Origin of the sequence: Enterococcus gallinarum, from assembly GCF_021496385.1 — a bacterium.
Lineage (GTDB): Bacteria > Bacillota > Bacilli > Lactobacillales > Enterococcaceae > Enterococcus_D > Enterococcus_D gallinarum.
This window is the reverse complement of sequence record NZ_CP050816.1, coordinates 1,330,297-1,346,813: the sequence shown is the minus strand read 5'-3', so window position 1 is coordinate 1,346,813 and position 16,517 is coordinate 1,330,297. Positions and strand designations below refer to the sequence as shown.

Annotated in this window: 15 protein-coding genes; 4 read left to right on the top strand and 11 right to left on the bottom strand. The window is 40.4% G+C overall.

Going from position 1 to position 16,517, the window contains the following annotated elements; all coding sequences use genetic code 11:
* Window position 1: 1 nt before the first annotated feature.
* Window positions 2–1,159: an ABC-2 transporter permease gene (locus HED61_RS06445; protein ID WP_219645621.1), complete on the top strand. Its 1,158-nt coding sequence runs from the start codon at window positions 2–4 to the stop codon at window positions 1,157–1,159.
* Between the two features lie 76 nt (window positions 1,160–1,235).
* Here HED61_RS06445 and HED61_RS06440 read toward each other — a convergent pair whose 3' ends face one another.
* From HED61_RS06440 to HED61_RS06425, 4 genes are all read right to left on the bottom strand, one after another.
* A complete protein-coding gene (locus HED61_RS06440; RefSeq protein ID WP_096710927.1) occupies window positions 1,236–1,439 on the bottom strand; it encodes a CsbD family protein in 204 nt (67 codons plus the stop codon).
* A gap of 356 nt (window positions 1,440–1,795) precedes the next feature.
* Window positions 1,796–3,214, bottom strand: coding sequence for a signal recognition particle protein (gene ffh / locus HED61_RS06435; protein WP_003127677.1), 1,419 nt, complete (start codon window positions 3,212–3,214; stop codon window positions 1,796–1,798).
* Between the two features lie 15 nt (window positions 3,215–3,229).
* A complete protein-coding gene (locus HED61_RS06430; protein ID WP_003127676.1) occupies window positions 3,230–3,568 on the bottom strand; it encodes a putative DNA-binding protein in 339 nt (112 codons plus the stop codon).
* Window positions 3,558–4,031 carry a DUF523 domain-containing protein gene (locus tag HED61_RS06425; RefSeq protein WP_103300919.1) on the bottom strand — a complete coding sequence of 158 codons (474 nt, stop codon included), beginning with the start codon at window positions 4,029–4,031 and terminating at the stop codon, window positions 3,558–3,560. The genes HED61_RS06430 and HED61_RS06425 overlap by 11 nt, the downstream gene beginning before the upstream one ends.
* Window positions 4,032–4,174: 143 nt before the next feature.
* On the opposite strand from HED61_RS06425, the gene HED61_RS06420 reads away from it, so the two are divergent.
* Window positions 4,175–4,882: a response regulator transcription factor gene (locus tag HED61_RS06420; RefSeq protein ID WP_003127674.1), complete on the top strand. Its 708-nt coding sequence runs from the start codon at window positions 4,175–4,177 to the stop codon at window positions 4,880–4,882.
* Window positions 4,879–6,621: a two-component system histidine kinase PnpS gene (gene pnpS, locus HED61_RS06415; protein ID WP_003127673.1), complete on the top strand. Its 1,743-nt coding sequence runs from the start codon at window positions 4,879–4,881 to the stop codon at window positions 6,619–6,621. The genes HED61_RS06420 and pnpS overlap by 4 nt, the downstream gene beginning before the upstream one ends.
* A gap of 23 nt (window positions 6,622–6,644) precedes the next feature.
* Here pnpS and HED61_RS06410 read toward each other — a convergent pair whose 3' ends face one another.
* The 3 genes from HED61_RS06410 to HED61_RS06400 form a co-directional block, all read right to left on the bottom strand.
* Window positions 6,645–8,864 (bottom strand): GH25 family lysozyme, encoded by a 2,220-nt coding sequence (locus HED61_RS06410; RefSeq protein WP_219645622.1) that lies wholly within the window; start codon window positions 8,862–8,864, stop codon window positions 6,645–6,647.
* A 120-nt stretch (window positions 8,865–8,984) separates the two neighbouring features.
* Window positions 8,985–9,896 (bottom strand): phosphate ABC transporter substrate-binding protein PstS family protein, encoded by a 912-nt coding sequence (locus HED61_RS06405; protein WP_005471921.1) that lies wholly within the window; start codon window positions 9,894–9,896, stop codon window positions 8,985–8,987.
* 533 nt (window positions 9,897–10,429) lie between these two features.
* Complete coding sequence (locus HED61_RS06400; RefSeq protein ID WP_029487166.1) at window positions 10,430–11,608, bottom strand: pyridoxal phosphate-dependent aminotransferase; 1,179 nt, start codon at window positions 11,606–11,608, stop codon at window positions 10,430–10,432.
* A gap of 166 nt (window positions 11,609–11,774) precedes the next feature.
* Between HED61_RS06400 and HED61_RS06395 the strand changes: the two genes are divergently transcribed.
* On the top strand, window positions 11,775–12,509 hold the full coding sequence (locus tag HED61_RS06395; protein ID WP_219645623.1) for a DUF2087 domain-containing protein: 735 nt from the start codon (window positions 11,775–11,777) through the stop codon (window positions 12,507–12,509).
* 168 nt (window positions 12,510–12,677) lie between these two features.
* Here the strand turns inward: HED61_RS06395 and HED61_RS06390 are convergent, their stop codons facing one another.
* The 4 genes from HED61_RS06390 to HED61_RS06375 form a co-directional block, all read right to left on the bottom strand.
* The gene (locus HED61_RS06390) at window positions 12,678–13,196 is read right to left on the bottom strand and encodes a prevent-host-death protein (RefSeq protein ID WP_005471914.1); all 519 of its coding nucleotides are present in this window, start codon (window positions 13,194–13,196) and stop codon (window positions 12,678–12,680) included.
* Between the two features lie 196 nt (window positions 13,197–13,392).
* On the bottom strand, window positions 13,393–15,543 hold the full coding sequence (locus HED61_RS06385; protein WP_270049399.1) for a heavy metal translocating P-type ATPase: 2,151 nt from the start codon (window positions 15,541–15,543) through the stop codon (window positions 13,393–13,395).
* Window positions 15,544–15,854: 311 nt separating this feature from the next.
* Window positions 15,855–16,064 (bottom strand): copper chaperone CopZ, encoded by a 210-nt coding sequence (copZ, locus tag HED61_RS06380; protein WP_081131246.1) that lies wholly within the window; start codon window positions 16,062–16,064, stop codon window positions 15,855–15,857.
* 3 nt (window positions 16,065–16,067) lie between these two features.
* Window positions 16,068–16,514 carry a CopY/TcrY family copper transport repressor gene (locus HED61_RS06375; protein WP_147736034.1) on the bottom strand — a complete coding sequence of 149 codons (447 nt, stop codon included), beginning with the start codon at window positions 16,512–16,514 and terminating at the stop codon, window positions 16,068–16,070.
* Between the last annotated feature and the right edge of the window lie 3 nt (window positions 16,515–16,517).

The window sequence follows — 16,517 nt, the reverse complement described above, 5'->3', positions numbered from 1 at the left end:
AATGTTAAAACAAATTTATTGCCAGCGATATGGCAAACTGTTGCTTGGCTTTTGTCTGATCTTGGTTTTGATTTATGCAGGAATGGGCTGGGATACCCAACGTTCTTGGCACAATCAAAAGAACTATTTTGATTCAGAAGAATTCAAGAAAGATTTCCAAGAGCATCCTGATTACTATATTAAGGACTATAACGGAGAAAAACCAGTCTATTACTCATCGATCGATGAATACAAGGATGAAAACTTGCTCATTTATAATAGGCCGGTACCAGAAAGTGATGGACAGGATACGTATATTGCTAATTTCAATACCTCAGGCGCTTATTTTATTCTTCCATTATTGTTTGTTTTTGGTTTTCTTAGTTTTTTCATTGATCAAAAGACAAATTTCAATCGTTTTTTATTCTCATTGCCGTTTAAAAAACGACAGATTTTCCGTCAAAAAGCGGTTTTCTTATTTGCACCGGTCAGTTTCGCTTTAATCATTGGTATTTTGAGCAATATTTGCATTCGCTACTTGATGATTCCCTCCGAATATTTCCAAATTCCGCTATCAGATCTATTCGCATCTGGTGTTGGTACGTTTGTAGGAAATTTGGCAGTGACAGCCATCGGATCCTTATTAGGGGTGCTTTTGGGCAATCTCTTTTTCGGTCCATTAACGATCGTTTTGATTTTTTTCTTGATGAGCGGTTTTTACAGTTTTTACTATAATCTGCAAGAATTTCTGAGCTTTTTCTTCTATGGAAAAGGGGGGCACTTAGTATTGAACAATCTTTGGAATGACTGGCCCAATGGCTTACCAGTCAATTGGTGGGCAGTCTTCGCCACACTACTCCTATCCTTGTTGTTGATTGCTGCTGCTCAAGAAGTGTTTGCCCGCATCTCCTTAGAAAATGACGGCGACTATCTGACGGTTCCCGCCTTTCGATTGCCCGTCTTTTTAGTGATGGCCATTGGTACTTGGTTCTACTTGATCAATATGAATTGGTTGCTGGTCCAACTCTATTATGACGACTTCTCTCAAACGAGAACTATCGTTTCGATTTGTATTTACTTAGTGGTCTGTCTTGTAGTCAGCTTCCTATTGGTTTATCCGAAAGCAATCAAAAAATGGTGGCATGCTCGTCGCTTTATGAATAACCGGACTGTCAGCTAGCACTTCTTTGACAGTCTTCCTTTTTAAAAGAAAAAAACAACCGTTAACGAAATCGTTAACGGTTGTTTCAGTTAAATTAGCGGTTAGGCTTATCTTTATCGTCATGTTTATCAAAGAAATGATTCACTTTGCGAGAAACGTCATCTGCAAAGTCTTCTACTTTATCTTTCACTTTACCGTATTCGTTTTGGGTTTTCCCTTTTAATTCTTCGGAGTCATCGCCCGTAACTTTCCCTTTTGTTTCAGTAATTTTACCTTCAACTCGATCTTTGTTTGTCATCGTCACTTGCTCCTTTCAATTACTATAAATAAATAGTAGCATCTATCCGTCTAAAGCACGAATATTTTGCCTTGCAACGCGTTCAAGTACTTAATGAATCTACTTGGATCAGCTAGTTAAACAATCTATCCTTGCTCAGCCGATACATGTTCAAAGGTCGCTATATTACGTTTCAGCTATCGATCCAACTGATAGGTATTCCCTTTTCCAAACAAGCAACTGACGAACAGAAGACCGCAAACGAAAAAAGCAACCGTTGTCGACCAAACCATCTTCTGGTATCAGAAATGATCCTGGAATCTTTTCGATACTTTTCATGGTGATCAGCATAACGGCTGCTTGCTTATTTCAGTTAATTATTTACGTTTTTTCTTTTTCTTCTTTTGTTTTTTGACCATTCGGTTCATGGCCATTTTACCTAATTTTCCTTTAACACCGCCGCCAAACATTTGATCCATACCCGGGATATTCATATTTCCTTTGGTCATTTGTTGCATCATTTTTCGGGATTCTTTGAATTGTTTGATCATCCGATTGACTTCGACCACGCTATTTCCAGACCCCGCTGCGATCCGACGACGACGACTTGGATTCAGCAAATCAGGATTCTCCCGTTCTGCAGGCGTCATTGAATAGACCATCGCTTTTTGACGCGCGATTTGTTTCGGATCGACTTTGACGTTTTCGATACCTGGCATTTGACTCATTCCTGGAATCATCTTCAAAAGATCTTCGATAGGTCCCATGCCCATCACTTGGTCGATCTGCTCAACAAAGTCATTGAAGTCGAAGGAATTTTCTTTCATTTTTTGCGCTAATTCTTCTGCTTTTTTCTCGTCGTAATCTTGTTGGGCTTTTTCGATCAGCGTCAACATGTCTCCCATACCTAAAATACGGCTGGACATCCGATCAGGGTGAAAGACTTCTAAGTCTGTCAGTTTTTCCCCAGTACCGGTAAATTTGATTGGCGCACCAGTCACTTGTCGAATGGAAAGCGCAGCACCCCCACGAGTATCCCCATCTAGTTTCGTAATAACGACCCCAGTAATACCTAATTGTTGATTGAAGCTGTCGGCGACATTCACGGCATCTTGTCCAGTCATCGCATCAACGACTAAGAGGATTTCATTCGGCTGTGCTAACTCTTTGATCTGCTTCAATTCATCCATCAATGTTTCATCGATGTGTAAACGACCGGCAGTATCGATTAGGACATAATCATTTTTCTTTTCTCTTGCCAATGCCATCCCTTGACGAACGATCTCAACAGGACTGACATCGGTTCCCATATCAAAAACTGGTACATCTAATTGTTGGCCTAAAACTTTCAGCTGATCGATCGCTGCTGGACGGTACACGTCTCCTGCGATCATCAACGGCCGCGCATTTTCTGTCTTGATCAAATGGTTGGCTAATTTCCCAGCAAATGTCGTTTTACCGGCCCCTTGCAGACCAGCCATCATAATAACAGTCGGGATTTTTGGTGATTTCTCAATACCAACTGTTTCAGAACCTAATGTTTTGGTCAGTTCCTCATCAACGATCTTGACGATTTGTTGCGCGGGAGATAAGCTGTCTAAGACTTCTGCTCCAACTGCACGTTCACGAACATTTTTGGTAAATTCCTTGACTACTTGTAAATTAACGTCGGCTTCTAATAAAGCCAAACGAATCTCCCGCATCATTTCTTTTACATCTGCTTCAGAAACTTTCCCTTTCTTACGCAGTTTGCTCATCGCCTGCTGTAGGCGTTCTGTTAAACTTTCAAATGCCATCTTTTTTTCATTCCTTTATTCTTCGATTTCTTGGATCTCTTCGATCAACGAGCGCAATGTCTCATCTTTGGGATAGTGCGTCTTGGTGTACTCAGATAATTGCTCCAACAAGTCTTCCCGCATCATATAATCCGAAAACATGTGTAGTTTTTTTTCATAATCTTCAAGAATTTTTTCCGTTCGTTTGATATTATCATACACTGCTTGCCGACTTACATGGTATTCTTCTGCAATCTCACCTAATGAGAAGTCATCTGCATAATACAATTCCATATAATTCATCTGCTTCTCAGTTAACAGTGTAGAATAAAATTCAAACAACGCGTTCATTCGATTGGTTTTTTCAATCTCCATTATTTTCCTCCTGCTCAGCAAGCCAGTCGACATCCGACAGCACGGTCATTCCTTGTTGTTGAAAATAAGCACTGGCGACACCAACACCTTCTTTTTTGACTCCTGAAAAATTGCCGTCGTAAACAATCCGACTGCCGCAAGAAGGACTTTTTTCTTTTAAGATCAGTTGCGTGATCCCAAGATCGCGTAATTTTTGATAGGCAAGCTTTGCGCCGATCATAAATTGTTCTGAGACATCTTCTCCAGTGACAGTAATGACTTTGGCTTTTTGTGACCAAACATCTCTACCGTCCCCACCAACAATTTCTGCTGGCTCACGAGGAATTGGCAACCCGCCAAGGACTTCTGGACAGACCATCACTGCTTGACCAGTTTGAACGAGTTCAACCAGTTGAGCAACCGCTTGATGCTGCCCGTCATAGCGGCACATGACCCCACCTAAACATGCACTGATTCCAATCATCGAACACCCTCAGCTTTCTTCTCAAATCGTCCTTTATTATAGCATTTATTTGTGGTAGACAATAGTACCAATTCTTTATTCATGCTAAAATATAGCTAGAACAACGTAAAATGATTGTTCCTTTGTTAAGAAAGGAGTTCATGATGAAAAAAATTCTCGTGGTAGATGATGAACCATCTATCGTTACTTTACTTACATTCAATTTAGAAAAAGAAGGATACCAAGTCGTTTCGGCTGTCGACGGTAAAATGGGGGTTGATCTGGCACTATCTGAAGATTTTGACTTCATTATCTTAGATGTGATGTTGCCGCAAATGGACGGTATCGAAATCACCAAGAAACTACGACAAGAAAAAATCGAGACCCCTATTTTAGTTTTAACCGCTAAAGATGATCCGATTGATCGGATTCTTGGGCTTGAAATCGGAGCAGATGATTATTTGACCAAGCCCTTTAGCCCTAGAGAAGTGCTTGCTCGGATGAAAGCAATCTTTAGACGGTTGGAACCGCGAGGCACTGCAGATCTTTCGGATCAGCCAGCAGAAATGTTGCAAATTGGTGACATTTTAGCAGACTTGACCAATTACCAAGTAAGCGTCAAGGGAGAAAAGATTTTTCTGACTCCAAAAGAGTTTGAACTGCTAATATACTTCATGAAACGGAAAGGCCGTGTGATCGACCGCGATACGCTGCTGAATCGCATTTGGAATTTTGACTTTGATGGCCAAAGCCGAATCGTTGATGTGCATATCAGTCATTTACGCGAAAAGCTGGAACGTGACCCGAAACATCCCGAGTATTTAGTAACAGTTCGCGGATTTGGCTATAAATTTCAGGAGCCTCATTCATGAAACGCTTTGGCTATGGCCTATGGAGTCTGCTATTAGCCGTACTGTTTATCATCTGCTGGCAGTTTCTTAGCAGCTTCTATCGCCAGCAAGTGATTGCCCAACAAGTAGACTTCTTGGAAGAAAAAGCGGCGATTTTCTTGAACCTTTCTGATAATCAACCAGCGACATTGCAACAATTTGCTGATGCCTATGTACAGGATAGTTCCAGCCGGATCACTTTATTGGACAAGGATGGGCGGATCATCTACGATACTTACGATTCGTCTTTAAAAGAAAGCAGAGCCAACCGGCCTGAAGTGCAGGCAGTCTTAAAAGGTAGTAATCTGGGCCAGTCTTTGCGAAAAAGTGATACATTGAATGAAGAATTGCTGTATGTTGCGATCCCTGTCAAAGAAGATGGCAACTTGCAGCAAATTTTGCGGATCGCTGAACCAACGGCACCTTTTTTTGCTAAAAGCCAAACCATTCAGCGTTCGATCTTTTTCGTTTATCTCCTATTTTGTTTATTTGTCAGCTTTTTGACGTTTCATGCGTTACGTCAAAGAAATCGTCCTGTGCAGACTATTTTGCCTGTTCTAAAAAAAATGATTTCTTCTCCTGATCAACAGGCGATCATTATGCAAGAAACACCTGAGCATGATGACTTATACCAGACGATTAATCAATTGAGTGAACAAATGAGTCGAACCTATCAAGCTTATGCCGCTTCTGAGCAACAATTGTATGGCCTGTTGAATGAACTGATGATCGGGGTTTTTATCATTGATCAGGATGACCGATTGTTATTGCTGAACCCTACCATGCAAGAGCAGCTAGGGATCGAAGCATTGCCTCAATTGCCACAACCATTCACTGAAGTGATTCATGATACACAGTTGATTCAATTAATTTATCACATGAACGAGCAGACCCCTTCTTTACAAGAAGAAATTGCTTTGAGTGATGATCATCCGCGAGTTCTTGATGTAACATTGCGTCTCTTTAATGAAAATGAGTTGTTAGGGATCTCTTATGATCTGACTCGGGTGCGTCAATTAGAAAAAATGCAAAAAGATTTCGTCGGTAATGTTTCTCATGAATTGAAAACGCCAGTCACTTCTTTGATTGGTTTTACGGAAACATTATTGGATGGTGCCTTAGAAGATCGAGAAACATTGGTTTCGTTCCTTAAAATCATCCAAAAAGATGCCTATCGTCTAGAAAATTTGATTCAAGAGATTATTCTCCTATCCAAAGATAGTCATTCATTTGATTACACCGCACAAGAAATCAACCTTCGAGCATTGATTGAGCAAATCATCCGCTCCTATGAACCAATTGCACGAGAAAAACAGTTGTCCTTTATCATCAATGGTCCCGAAGAGTTGATTTTCATCTCAAAAAGAGAGCTACTGCAACCAATCTTAAAAAATTTGATTGAAAATGCAGTCAATTATTCCAAATCACAAGGGACCATCCAAGTTGACTATTCGTATCGAGCAAAACAATTACAGCTTTCAGTTCGTGACCAAGGGATCGGTATAGATCGAGAAGATCAAGTTCGGATCTTTGAACGTTTTTATCGCGTAGATAAAGCTCGTACGCGTAATTCAGGAGGAACCGGCTTAGGACTAGCCATCGTTAAAGATTATACGAAACTGTTAGGCGGCACTATCACAGTTGACAGCTTCCCAGGGGCTGGCTCAACATTTACGATCACACTTCCTCTTGAGACCAAAAAAAATTCAGGACCTGCGTAATCTATACGCAAGTCCTGAATTTTTTAGTTTACTTGGCGAGTGGCCGATTCATTAATATAACCTTGCCAAATGCCTTTGTTGTCATAAATTGATAAGTAATTGCTTCCGTTAAAATGACGATATACATATCTTGCTTCATACGTCTCTTGTTTCATTGCATCTGTAACGGTACTTTTCTTTTTCCAGTTAAAGTTTTGCCACAAAGGAAAATTTTGTGTGAACTTTATTTTCTTATGATAGCTTTGTGCACTCCCAGCTGCATTATCCGCCATCTTCATTCCACCACTATTAATATATCCTTGCCAAGTACCTCGATTATCATATAAAGAATAATAGGTACTGCCATTAAAATGATTATAATAGCGTTTCACTTGCAATGTCTGTCCATAAACGTTAGCACTTTTATTTTTTTCTTTCCAAGAAAAATTTTGCCATATTGAATAATTTTTACTAGTAACCGTTCCGTATTGTCCACTGGATAACACAGCACCCGCTGCATTGTCGGCAACTTTCGTGGCATTTGCATTAATATAACCCACCCAATTGTCTTGATTGTCATATAATGAAAAATAAACGCTGCCGTTCAAATGCTCATAACGATATTTAATTTTTAGCGTCTGGTGCAAATAAGAACTACTTGACGCACGCATTTTCCAAGAAAAATTTTGCCAAATCGAGTAATTTGCACTAGTGATTGTTGTATAGCGTCCGTCGCTAATAGCTGGACCTTGATTCTCCACACTAAGCTTTGCAGAATCGATATAACCGATCCATTTACCATTGAGATCATATACTGAATCATATACGACACCATTAAAATGACGATAGGTGCCTGTTACCTTGTAAAGATTCCTCAACATTTCTTCTGATACTATTGCTGTGGAATCGAAATTAAAATTGCGATAAACCGTTCCGGTCGAACGAAACTTTACATACGTTTCTTTTGACTGCCAACTTCCTTGTGCGCCATCAGTTGTCTTAGTTCCACCAGCATTAATATAACCTATCCAAGTACCTTGATTATCGTACACAGAAAAATACGTACTACCATTGATATGCTCGTAACGATATTTTATTTGTAACGTTTGACCCAAATAATCTTTTGAATTTGCTTTTTTCTTCCAAGAAAAATTCTGCCAAATCGTGTAGTTATCTTTCGTAATCGTAGCGTAGCGGTTGTCTGGTATTGCTCCTCCTTGCCCCTGACCAGTAAAGTATTTCTTATAGTCAGAAGACATATCGAAGGTCCCACTGACTCCTGGGAAAGAAAGATTATAGGTCCACTGCCATGCACTATATTCCGTGAATTTTTGTCCTGCAGGAACATACGGATAATTCGCGATCCAGACATTACTATAGCCAAGTGCAGCAGGATCGATCGCTTTTTGAGTGACCCAAAGTACCCCAGTGTAATGATGGGTATTACTATAGCCTAATTCTTTGATACGATTGGCAAATACTTTAGAAAGTGCAGTATGATCTGCTTTTCCCATTATTTGATTGTCCTCGATATCATTAACCATCAAAGCTGAGGTTGGCAGCTTCAATTCTTTGGCATATTTGACAAAATACTCGGCTTCTGCTTTAGCTTGCGCTTCTGTCGTGAACCAACTGTAATGATAAGCATGTACTACCAGTCCTGCCGCTTGAGCATTCGCAATTTGAGATGCTGCTAATGGATTGCGATAAGAAGTAGCTTCTGTCAATTTCACAACCACGGAAGAAATACCATAACTTTTGATAATCTTGTATTGTTCCACGCTAATGATGCCATTGTGAGAAGAGACATCAATAAAATCCTGACTAGGAGTCGATGGGTCTCCGGCTTCAATAAACGCGACGTCTGCTGAACGCAGAGAACGCCGCTGAATGCCCACCTGTTCTTTCAAATCGGAACGATTTCTGCTCGACGGATCAAGTCCACCTTGAACATCATAAATTTTTTCGGGTTCTTCTTGTGTTTCTTGCTGTGATTCATCTGAAGCTTGTGTTTCTTCTTTTGTACTTTCTTGACTACTCTTTTCTGAACTACTGGTATTCGAAGCTCCCTCTGAATCTGATGTCACGGTACTTGTGCTATCCGTCGTTGAGGTGTTAGAGGCACTTGTTTCATTCATTGTTTCTGTAGTAAGTGTTTGACTGCTGCTTTCAATTTCTATAGCTAAAACAGTTCCTGTATTTCCTAAAAACAGTAGCGGCAAAAGTGCACAAATATATATAAAGTATTTTGTCTGTTTTGACATTTTTTTCCCCTTTCAATTTTACTCCTTTTCATTTTATAGGAAAAAAGCATAAAAATACAGAAAAAAAGGGCATTTATTTGCCCTTTTCGTCTCTGACTATTCATTGATAACTATAGTTTCTTAGTTTATATTCGTAACTTCCCCTTCAACACTACGTTCAACTTTCATTTCTGTGATTGGTAAGTATCCTAATTCTTTCACCACACCTTGTTGAATATCGTCACTCAACATGTAATCAAGAAATGTTTTGACGTTTGCATCTGGTTCGCCATTTGTATACATATGCTCGTAAGACCAAATTTTCCAGTCATTTGTAGCAATATTTTCTGGAGTTGCTTCAACACCGTCAATCGTTAATGCTTGTAAAGAATCATCCAGATAAGATAGAGCAAGATAGCTGATTGCTCCTGGTGTTTCTGCAACGATTTTGCGAACCGTTCCAGAAGAGTCTTGTTCTTGGGTTTGAATTGTTTCGGCCCCGTCAAGTCCCCATTTTTCAAATGTTGCCCGTGTACCACTACCAGAAGCACGGTTGATCACTGCGATCTCTTGGTCTTTTCCACCAAGTTCAGACCAATTTTTGGTTTTACCAGTGAAGATATCAATCAAGTCCTGTTTGCTGATATCTTTAACACCAACTTCTTTATTCACTACAGGAGCCATTCCAACTACGGCGACTTTATGGTCTACCAATTTGCTAGCATCTACTCCGTCTTTTTCTTCAGCAAAAACATCAGAATTACCGATTGTTACAGCACCAGCTTCTACTTGGCTCAGTCCTGTGCCGCTACCGCCGCCTTGAACAGTAATCATATAGTTTGGATTTTCAGAGGTGAAACTTTCTTGTGCAGCTTGAACTAATGGTTGTAGTGCAGTTGATCCAACAGCCAAAATTTCTACATTTCCAGACGCTGCTCCTGAAGCACTTGATTCATTTGATGCTTGACCGCTATCAGCAGCATTTGATCCGCTATTTCCACAGCCAGCTAGTAATAGTCCTGTTGCTAAAATTAAGAATCCCAGTTTTTTCATTTGTTAAATCTCCTTTCGTTATATGCTTAGTTTAGCAACCCCTTGTAAACCCATGATTGATTTAAAGTAAAGAATAGATAAACCCATGTAAATCTTTTGTAAACATTAAAACGTATCGCTCGTCATTGTTCCTCTCTTTTCATTAAAGTGAAAAGAGCTTGCCTGGTTCCTTCTTAAAAAAGCAAAAGGTGCAAGTGCCGCTGTGTGTTGTTCTTTATGACTCCATATTGGGACTATACTTACTTTGCTTCGCACTGGCTTCTAGCGCGTTTGCGCTAAGACGAACTTGCATACCACTCTTCGAGTGTCAATCGCAGTGATTCATTTGAATGTGACTACGTTCTCTTTGATCGCCTAGTACTGCTCATCATCTGCTCTGTCACTCTTCGAGTGTCAATCGCAGTGATTCATTTGAATGTGACTACGCTCTCTTTGATCGCCTAGTACTGCTCATCATCTACTCTGCCACTCTTCGAGTGTCAATCGCAGTGATTCGCAGCAAAAGAGCGTCCCATTGGGACGCTCTGATGTGTTTATTGATTTGGTTGTTTCTTCATATAATTACTTAGTCGCTTCATGGCTTCTTGCAGGTTCTCTTGGCTGGCTGCGTAGCTTAGGCGTACATATCCTTCGGCTTCTGGTCCGAATGCGATCCCTGGTATGATTGCTAATTGGTTTTTTTCTGCTAAATCAACACAGAATGCCATCGAATCTTGTTCATAACCGGTTGGGATTTTTGCAAATAAATAGAAAGCTCCTGACGGCTTGGCGATTTCAAAACCTAATGCTGTCATTTTTTCATAGAGAAAATCACGTCGCTGACGGTACTCGGCTTTCATAACTGCAGCATCATTGATTCCTTCAACTAACGCTCTTACAGCTGCTTTTTGTGAAATCGTTGAGGCTGCCGTTACTAAATATTGATGAACTTTGATAATTTGGGCAGTTAAGGCAACGGGAGCAAAGATAAAACCAATCCGCCAGCCAGTCATTGCATGTGATTTTGATAACCCATTGATCAAAATGGTCTGTTCCGGTAAATATTCTGCGATCGATACATGGGGTGCGTCGTAAGAAAGTTCACTATAAATTTCATCACTAACGACAAACACAGGATATTTTTTCAGAACTTCCGCAAGTGCTTGAACTTCTTCACGAGAATAAACCACGCCGGTTGGATTACTAGGATAATTTAAGATAACCGCCTTGACCTGATCCCCATGCTCAATCAAAGCCGCTTCCAACATCTCCGGTGACAATACAAAATCGTTCGCTGTGGTATCTAAATAAATGGGGGTAGCGTGAGCTAGTTGAATCACGGGCTCATATCCGGGATAAATAGGTGCTGGCAAAAGGACTTTATCTCCTGGTTCCAGAATTGCTAATAAAGAAGCAGAGATTGCTTCAGTTGCACCGATAGTCACTAATACTTCTGATAACGGATCATAACTCAATTGATATTTTTCTTTTAAAAAAAGGCTTGCGGCTTCTCGAACATCCGTTAACCCGGCCATTCCTGAGTAATGGCTGTAATTTTGCTCAATTGCTTGAACACCAGCATTTTTGACATGATCCGGTGTATTGAAATCCGGTTCGCCTAATGTTAATTTCAAAATATCTGGTATACCAGATACCCGCTCATCAAATTTTCGAATCAAAGAAACAGCAATTTGATAGACTTCTTTGTTAAAACGTTGACTGACATCTGTCATCGTATCACTCCTATCCACACAAAGTTACCTTTTGTTATTGCTGTTAATCCTATCACATTTTGATCCGTAATTTAATACTTTCGCTAAAACAAAAAATAAAAATTCATCTGTTTATATATTTGCAAACGATATTTATAAATGTTAGTATATAAACAAACAAAAGGAGATGATTAAAGTGAATACTATTCCCGCCACCTCTTTGTCTGACTATGAACATGGGTATCGTTCCACAAAAACACATTATCAATGCCTATTCTGCGATGTTAATTATGAAAAAGGACAGATTTATCCAGCCTCTGATCGCTTTTATACCGCCAAAAAATGCATCTTATTACATCTAAATGAGGTCCATGGTGGTTTACTGAATGCATTGCTGTCATTAAGTCGCGAGCAGACAGGTTTGTCAGAAAGCCAACAAGAGATCTTATCATTATTTGCGCAAGGACTCAGCGATGCCGTCATCGCGCAACGTCTAGGTATTTCTAATTCGACAGTACGAAATCACCGCTTTAAATTAAAAGAAAAAGAACGGCAAGCGAAAGTCTTTTTAAGTATTATGGCACATTTAGAGGAACAAGATTTTGTTCTTCCCCATACAGGAGCAACCATGTTGGATGATCGTTATGCAATCACCAGCGAAGAAAGAGAAAAAATCATTGCGACTTACTTCGATCAAGATGGGGTGATTCATCAATTTCCAAGTAAGGAAAAACGCAAAATCGTGGTATTGAGTGTTTTGGCTCAAAAATTTGATTCTCAAAAAAATTATTCCGAAAGTGCCGTCAATGATATTTTGAAACAGTTTATTGCTGACTACGTCACTGTTCGCCGCTATTTGATCGAATACGGATTCATGCAGCGAACCAAAGATGGTAAAACCTATTGGTTGACGGTTGCTTAGTGGGTCGCTGAAAAAGGCTGAGACTTAGCTGTTATCTGATGGTACTTTTTGATCCTAATCAGGAGTATCCTTTTCACACCTTTTGTCTCAGCCATTATTTCTATCGGTATCGACTAAACTCACACTATTACACTTACGCAAAAAAACAGTTATGCTGCAGCATAACTGTTAGTTTTCTTTAAGGAATATTTTTTTGATGATCAATTTATCAAAAAGCTGCGTTTGATTGTCTTGCTCGCCGATGACTTCGGCACTGACAGATTTTCCATCGGGCTTTTTGCGCAATTGATAGACAATCTTTCCGGTTTCTTTTAATTCATTGATCATGTCAACTACACCGCCAAAGCCTGTTTTGCGGGTAATAAAGCCTAATGCGACCATTCGTTCGTCCAAATTTTTTGCAGAAATCGTTGCCCCTGTGATCAATGCTTGCCGCATAATCTGTAAGAATTCTTCCAATCCCGCCACAGCTGGTTGATCCGGCTCTTCTTCCGCTAATGGCCGTTGATCCAGTTCCTGTAAGAGTGTTTCATATTGCTCTTGTGTCAGCATGACCCCCGCCACTTTTTCACGATTGAATACATATACTGCTGTTCCCGCTTCTCTCGCTTGATTAAATACATCCATCGGAGATTTTTTTACTTCAGTGATCGAAGTAGTGGGAACCTCTAACTTCTTCAGTTCCATTCTCAACGTCCTCCTTGTCTCAACGAACACATTATAGCATAAAGTCACTGGTCGATTGTAGGTTTATTTCGACGGCTTTGCCGTTAAATCACCAAAGAATCTTCGATTCTCAACTGACTAAAAAACCGAATCAGTTTGTTTCGGTCGTTCTCCTGCTTACAAGAGAATCAATGGAAACAAACGATTCGGTTTTTTGTCACTCATCAATTTTGAGTGTCATAGCATTGATTGCTACTACGATTGTGCTTAGTGACATCAAAACGGCGCCGACAGCGGGATTTAAAATGATACCAATTGGTGCTAGGATTCCTGCAGCTAAGGGAATCGTCACAATATTGTACCCTGCTCCCCACCAAAGGTTTTGAATCATTTTTCGTCTAGTTTTATGAGCCAGTTCAAGAAAATGCAGAATATCATTAGGGTTACTATTGGTCAAAACAACATCTGCGGAATCAATCGCGACATCTGTTCCAGCGCCGATAGCAATACCGATCGTTGCCCGAGCCAAGCTTGGTGCATCATTGATACCATCACCAACCATCGCTACCCGTTGTTTCTTATTCAGATAATCAGCAACGATTCGTTCTTTATCTTCTGGCAATAATTCAGCAAAATACTCATCGATGCCTAGATAAGTTGCCACTGCCTTAGCAGCTGCTTGATTGTCTCCAGTTAACATCACTGGTGTAATCCCTTGTTTCTTCAATGTTTCGATGAAATTTACCGCCTCTGGTTTGATTTTGTCTCCCAAAGCTACGAATCCTTCGACTTGATTGCCTTTCACCAAGTAGCTAATGGTGTTCCCTTGTTCTTGATATTTATTCAATTGGTCCGGATCAATGGTTGTCTGATACTTTTCGATCCCTTTTTGATTGACGATCTGCCATTTCTCCCCAGCAATCATCCCTTCGATCCCGATACCAGAATGCGCTTGGATTCCAGTCGCTTCCTTCGGCTGAATATTTTCCTTTTTTGCTTGCGCTAAGATGCCATCAGCAATAGGATGATTGGCCGATTGTTCCAGCCCTGCTAGATAGGCTAGTAGTTCATCTGCTGTATAGTCACCAAAGCTTTCAATTCCTGTGACCGAGAAAGTTCCTTGTGTTAAAGTACCGGTTTTATCAAGTAACAAATAGTCTAGATCATGGGCATTTTCCAGTGCATTACGATTTTTTAACAATAAGCCGTTTTTAGCAGCAATTGATGTCGAACGTGCGACAACCAACGGAATGGCTAATCCAAGTGCATGAGGACAGGCAATGACAAAAACAGTTACCATCCGATCCAGCGCTGTTGGCAAATCCGCTGCGAACACCCAAATTACAAATGCGGTAATTCCGACGACCAATGCAATATAGAACAACCATTTTGCCACTTTATCTGACAAAGCTTCCAATTTTGATTTATCCGCCTGCGCTTGACGAACCATTTCCATTACTTTTGAAAGATAGCTCTCATCACCGGTTCCTGTTACTTCAATAGTAATCGTTCCATTTCCATTCACGGAACCCCCGATTACCTTCGAACCGGACTCTTTCGCTACTCTACGGGACTCACCCGTAACTGCGGATTCATCAATCGTGGTTGTCCCTTCTTTGATGATACCGTCTGTAGGGATTTTGTCACCCGCTCGTACGATCAAACGATCATTTTTCTTCACTGTGTCCAGTGGTATCTTTTCTTCAGAACCATCTGCCTTTTTACGAGTTACTTCATCAGGCAATAATTCAGCTAATTTTTGCAATGCATTCCCTGCATTGGACACAGCGTTCATCTCGATCCAATGTCCTAAAAGCATGATTACGATCAATGAAGCCAGTTCCCAAAAGAAGTCCATGACATGTGCGCCATGCATGAAATGATTCGCGATAAACGCGTAAATACTATAGACATAAGAGACTGTGATCCCCATAGCAATCAACGTCATCATTGCTGGACTCTTTTGCTGCAGTTCCATCTTCGCTCCGCTCAAGAAAGGCTGACCGCCATAGAAGAACAAAATCGTGGCTAAAATCATCACTAGCCAGTCAGACCCTGGAAAAGTGAACTGAAAAGGCAATTCAAGCCCCATCATAGGGGATAAAAGAATAATCGGGATTGCTAAAACCAAGGAAAGCCAAAACTTTTGTTTGAAATTCCCCATATGCATACTATGATCCATTCCACTCATGCCATGATCCATGTGGCTATGATCCATCTTACTATGATCCATCTTACTGTGATCCATCTTACTGTGATCCATCTTACTGTGATCCATCTTACTATGATCCATCTTACTGTGATCCATCTTACTGTGATCCATCTTACTGTGATCCATCTTACTGTGATCCATCTTACTGTGATCCATCTTACTGTGATCCATCTTACTGTGATCCATCTTACTGTGATCCATCTTACTGTGATCCATCTTACTGTGATCCATCTTACTGTGATCCATCTTACTGTGATCCATCTTACTGTGATCCATCTTACTGTGATCCATTTCCGAATGTCCTCCGTCCATTTCGTTATGGCTCATCTCAAATTCCTCCTTTTTGCTGGAAAGTTTTGCGCCCTGCTGGAACGCGTTGGGGGTGACAGAAGTTGCCTATCGTCTTTCCGCAAACAATTAAATGAACTTTTTTCATTCCATATCTTTCAAGAACAGCAGCGAGAGACTTATTCAACCGTGGCTGTGTACCCCACCTCCGTTACTTTAGCGATGATGTCATCATCTGTAACAAGTTGTTCGTCATATTTGACTTTGGCATTGGCTTTCTTTAAATTTACCTTTGCTTTTTTGACACCTGGCACTTCAGACATTGCTTTTTCTACCCGAGCAACACAGTGGTCGCAGCTCATTCCTTCAATGTGATAGATTTTTTTCATGATTTATTCTCCTTCATTCATTGTACATTGACATTGTCCCGGTATACAGTTGCAAGCAATAGCGGCTACCGGTTCTTTTTGCGCCAGTGCCTCTTCCAACATTGTTAGATCTTCATTCGTTAGTTCCGATTCACGAATCATTTCTGCCAATGTTTGGCCGATTTTTTTTGCACAGATATGAGAGAATAAACTCTCTGTGGCACTTTGAATCGTAGCATCCTCGGAAACCAAAGGATAATAAACAAATTTTTTTCCTTGGGTTTCTGTCCGCAATACGCTTTTTTTCACTAGACGGCCTAATAATGTTTTAACGGTTGCTGTTTTCCAGTCTTTGGATTCGCTAAGAAGTGCCGTGACTTCTTGGGCATCGGATTTTCCTAATGTCCAAATCACTCGCATGATCTCCCATTCGGAATCACTGATTTTTATAGGAGCACTTGATGATTGCATATT

Excerpts from the sequence above, each read along its gene's own strand:
- HED61_RS06445 (WP_219645621.1), top strand. The coding sequence starts at position 2 with ATGTTAAAACAAATTTATTGCCAGCGATATGGCAAACTGTTGCTTGGC.
- HED61_RS06440 (WP_096710927.1), bottom strand. The coding sequence starts at position 1,439 with ATGACAAACAAAGATCGAGTTGAAGGTAAAATTACTGAAACAAAAGGG.
- ffh (WP_003127677.1), bottom strand. The coding sequence starts at position 3,214 with ATGGCATTTGAAAGTTTAACAGAACGCCTACAGCAGGCGATGAGCAAA.
- HED61_RS06430 (WP_003127676.1), bottom strand. The coding sequence starts at position 3,568 with ATGGAGATTGAAAAAACCAATCGAATGAACGCGTTGTTTGAATTTTAT.
- HED61_RS06425 (WP_103300919.1), bottom strand. The coding sequence starts at position 4,031 with ATGATTGGAATCAGTGCATGTTTAGGTGGGGTCATGTGCCGCTATGAC.
- HED61_RS06420 (WP_003127674.1), top strand. The coding sequence starts at position 4,175 with ATGAAAAAAATTCTCGTGGTAGATGATGAACCATCTATCGTTACTTTA.
- pnpS (WP_003127673.1), top strand. The coding sequence starts at position 4,879 with ATGAAACGCTTTGGCTATGGCCTATGGAGTCTGCTATTAGCCGTACTG.
- HED61_RS06410 (WP_219645622.1), bottom strand. The coding sequence starts at position 8,864 with ATGTCAAAACAGACAAAATACTTTATATATATTTGTGCACTTTTGCCG.
- HED61_RS06405 (WP_005471921.1), bottom strand. The coding sequence starts at position 9,896 with ATGAAAAAACTGGGATTCTTAATTTTAGCAACAGGACTATTACTAGCT.
- HED61_RS06400 (WP_029487166.1), bottom strand. The coding sequence starts at position 11,608 with ATGACAGATGTCAGTCAACGTTTTAACAAAGAAGTCTATCAAATTGCT.
- HED61_RS06395 (WP_219645623.1), top strand. The coding sequence starts at position 11,775 with ATGATTAAAGTGAATACTATTCCCGCCACCTCTTTGTCTGACTATGAA.
- HED61_RS06390 (WP_005471914.1), bottom strand. The coding sequence starts at position 13,196 with ATGGAACTGAAGAAGTTAGAGGTTCCCACTACTTCGATCACTGAAGTA.
- HED61_RS06385 (WP_270049399.1), bottom strand. The coding sequence starts at position 15,543 with ATGGATCACAGTAAGATGGATCACAGTAAGATGGATCACAGTAAGATG.
- copZ (WP_081131246.1), bottom strand. The coding sequence starts at position 16,064 with ATGAAAAAAATCTATCACATTGAAGGAATGAGCTGCGACCACTGTGTT.
- HED61_RS06375 (WP_147736034.1), bottom strand. The coding sequence starts at position 16,514 with ATGCAATCATCAAGTGCTCCTATAAAAATCAGTGATTCCGAATGGGAG.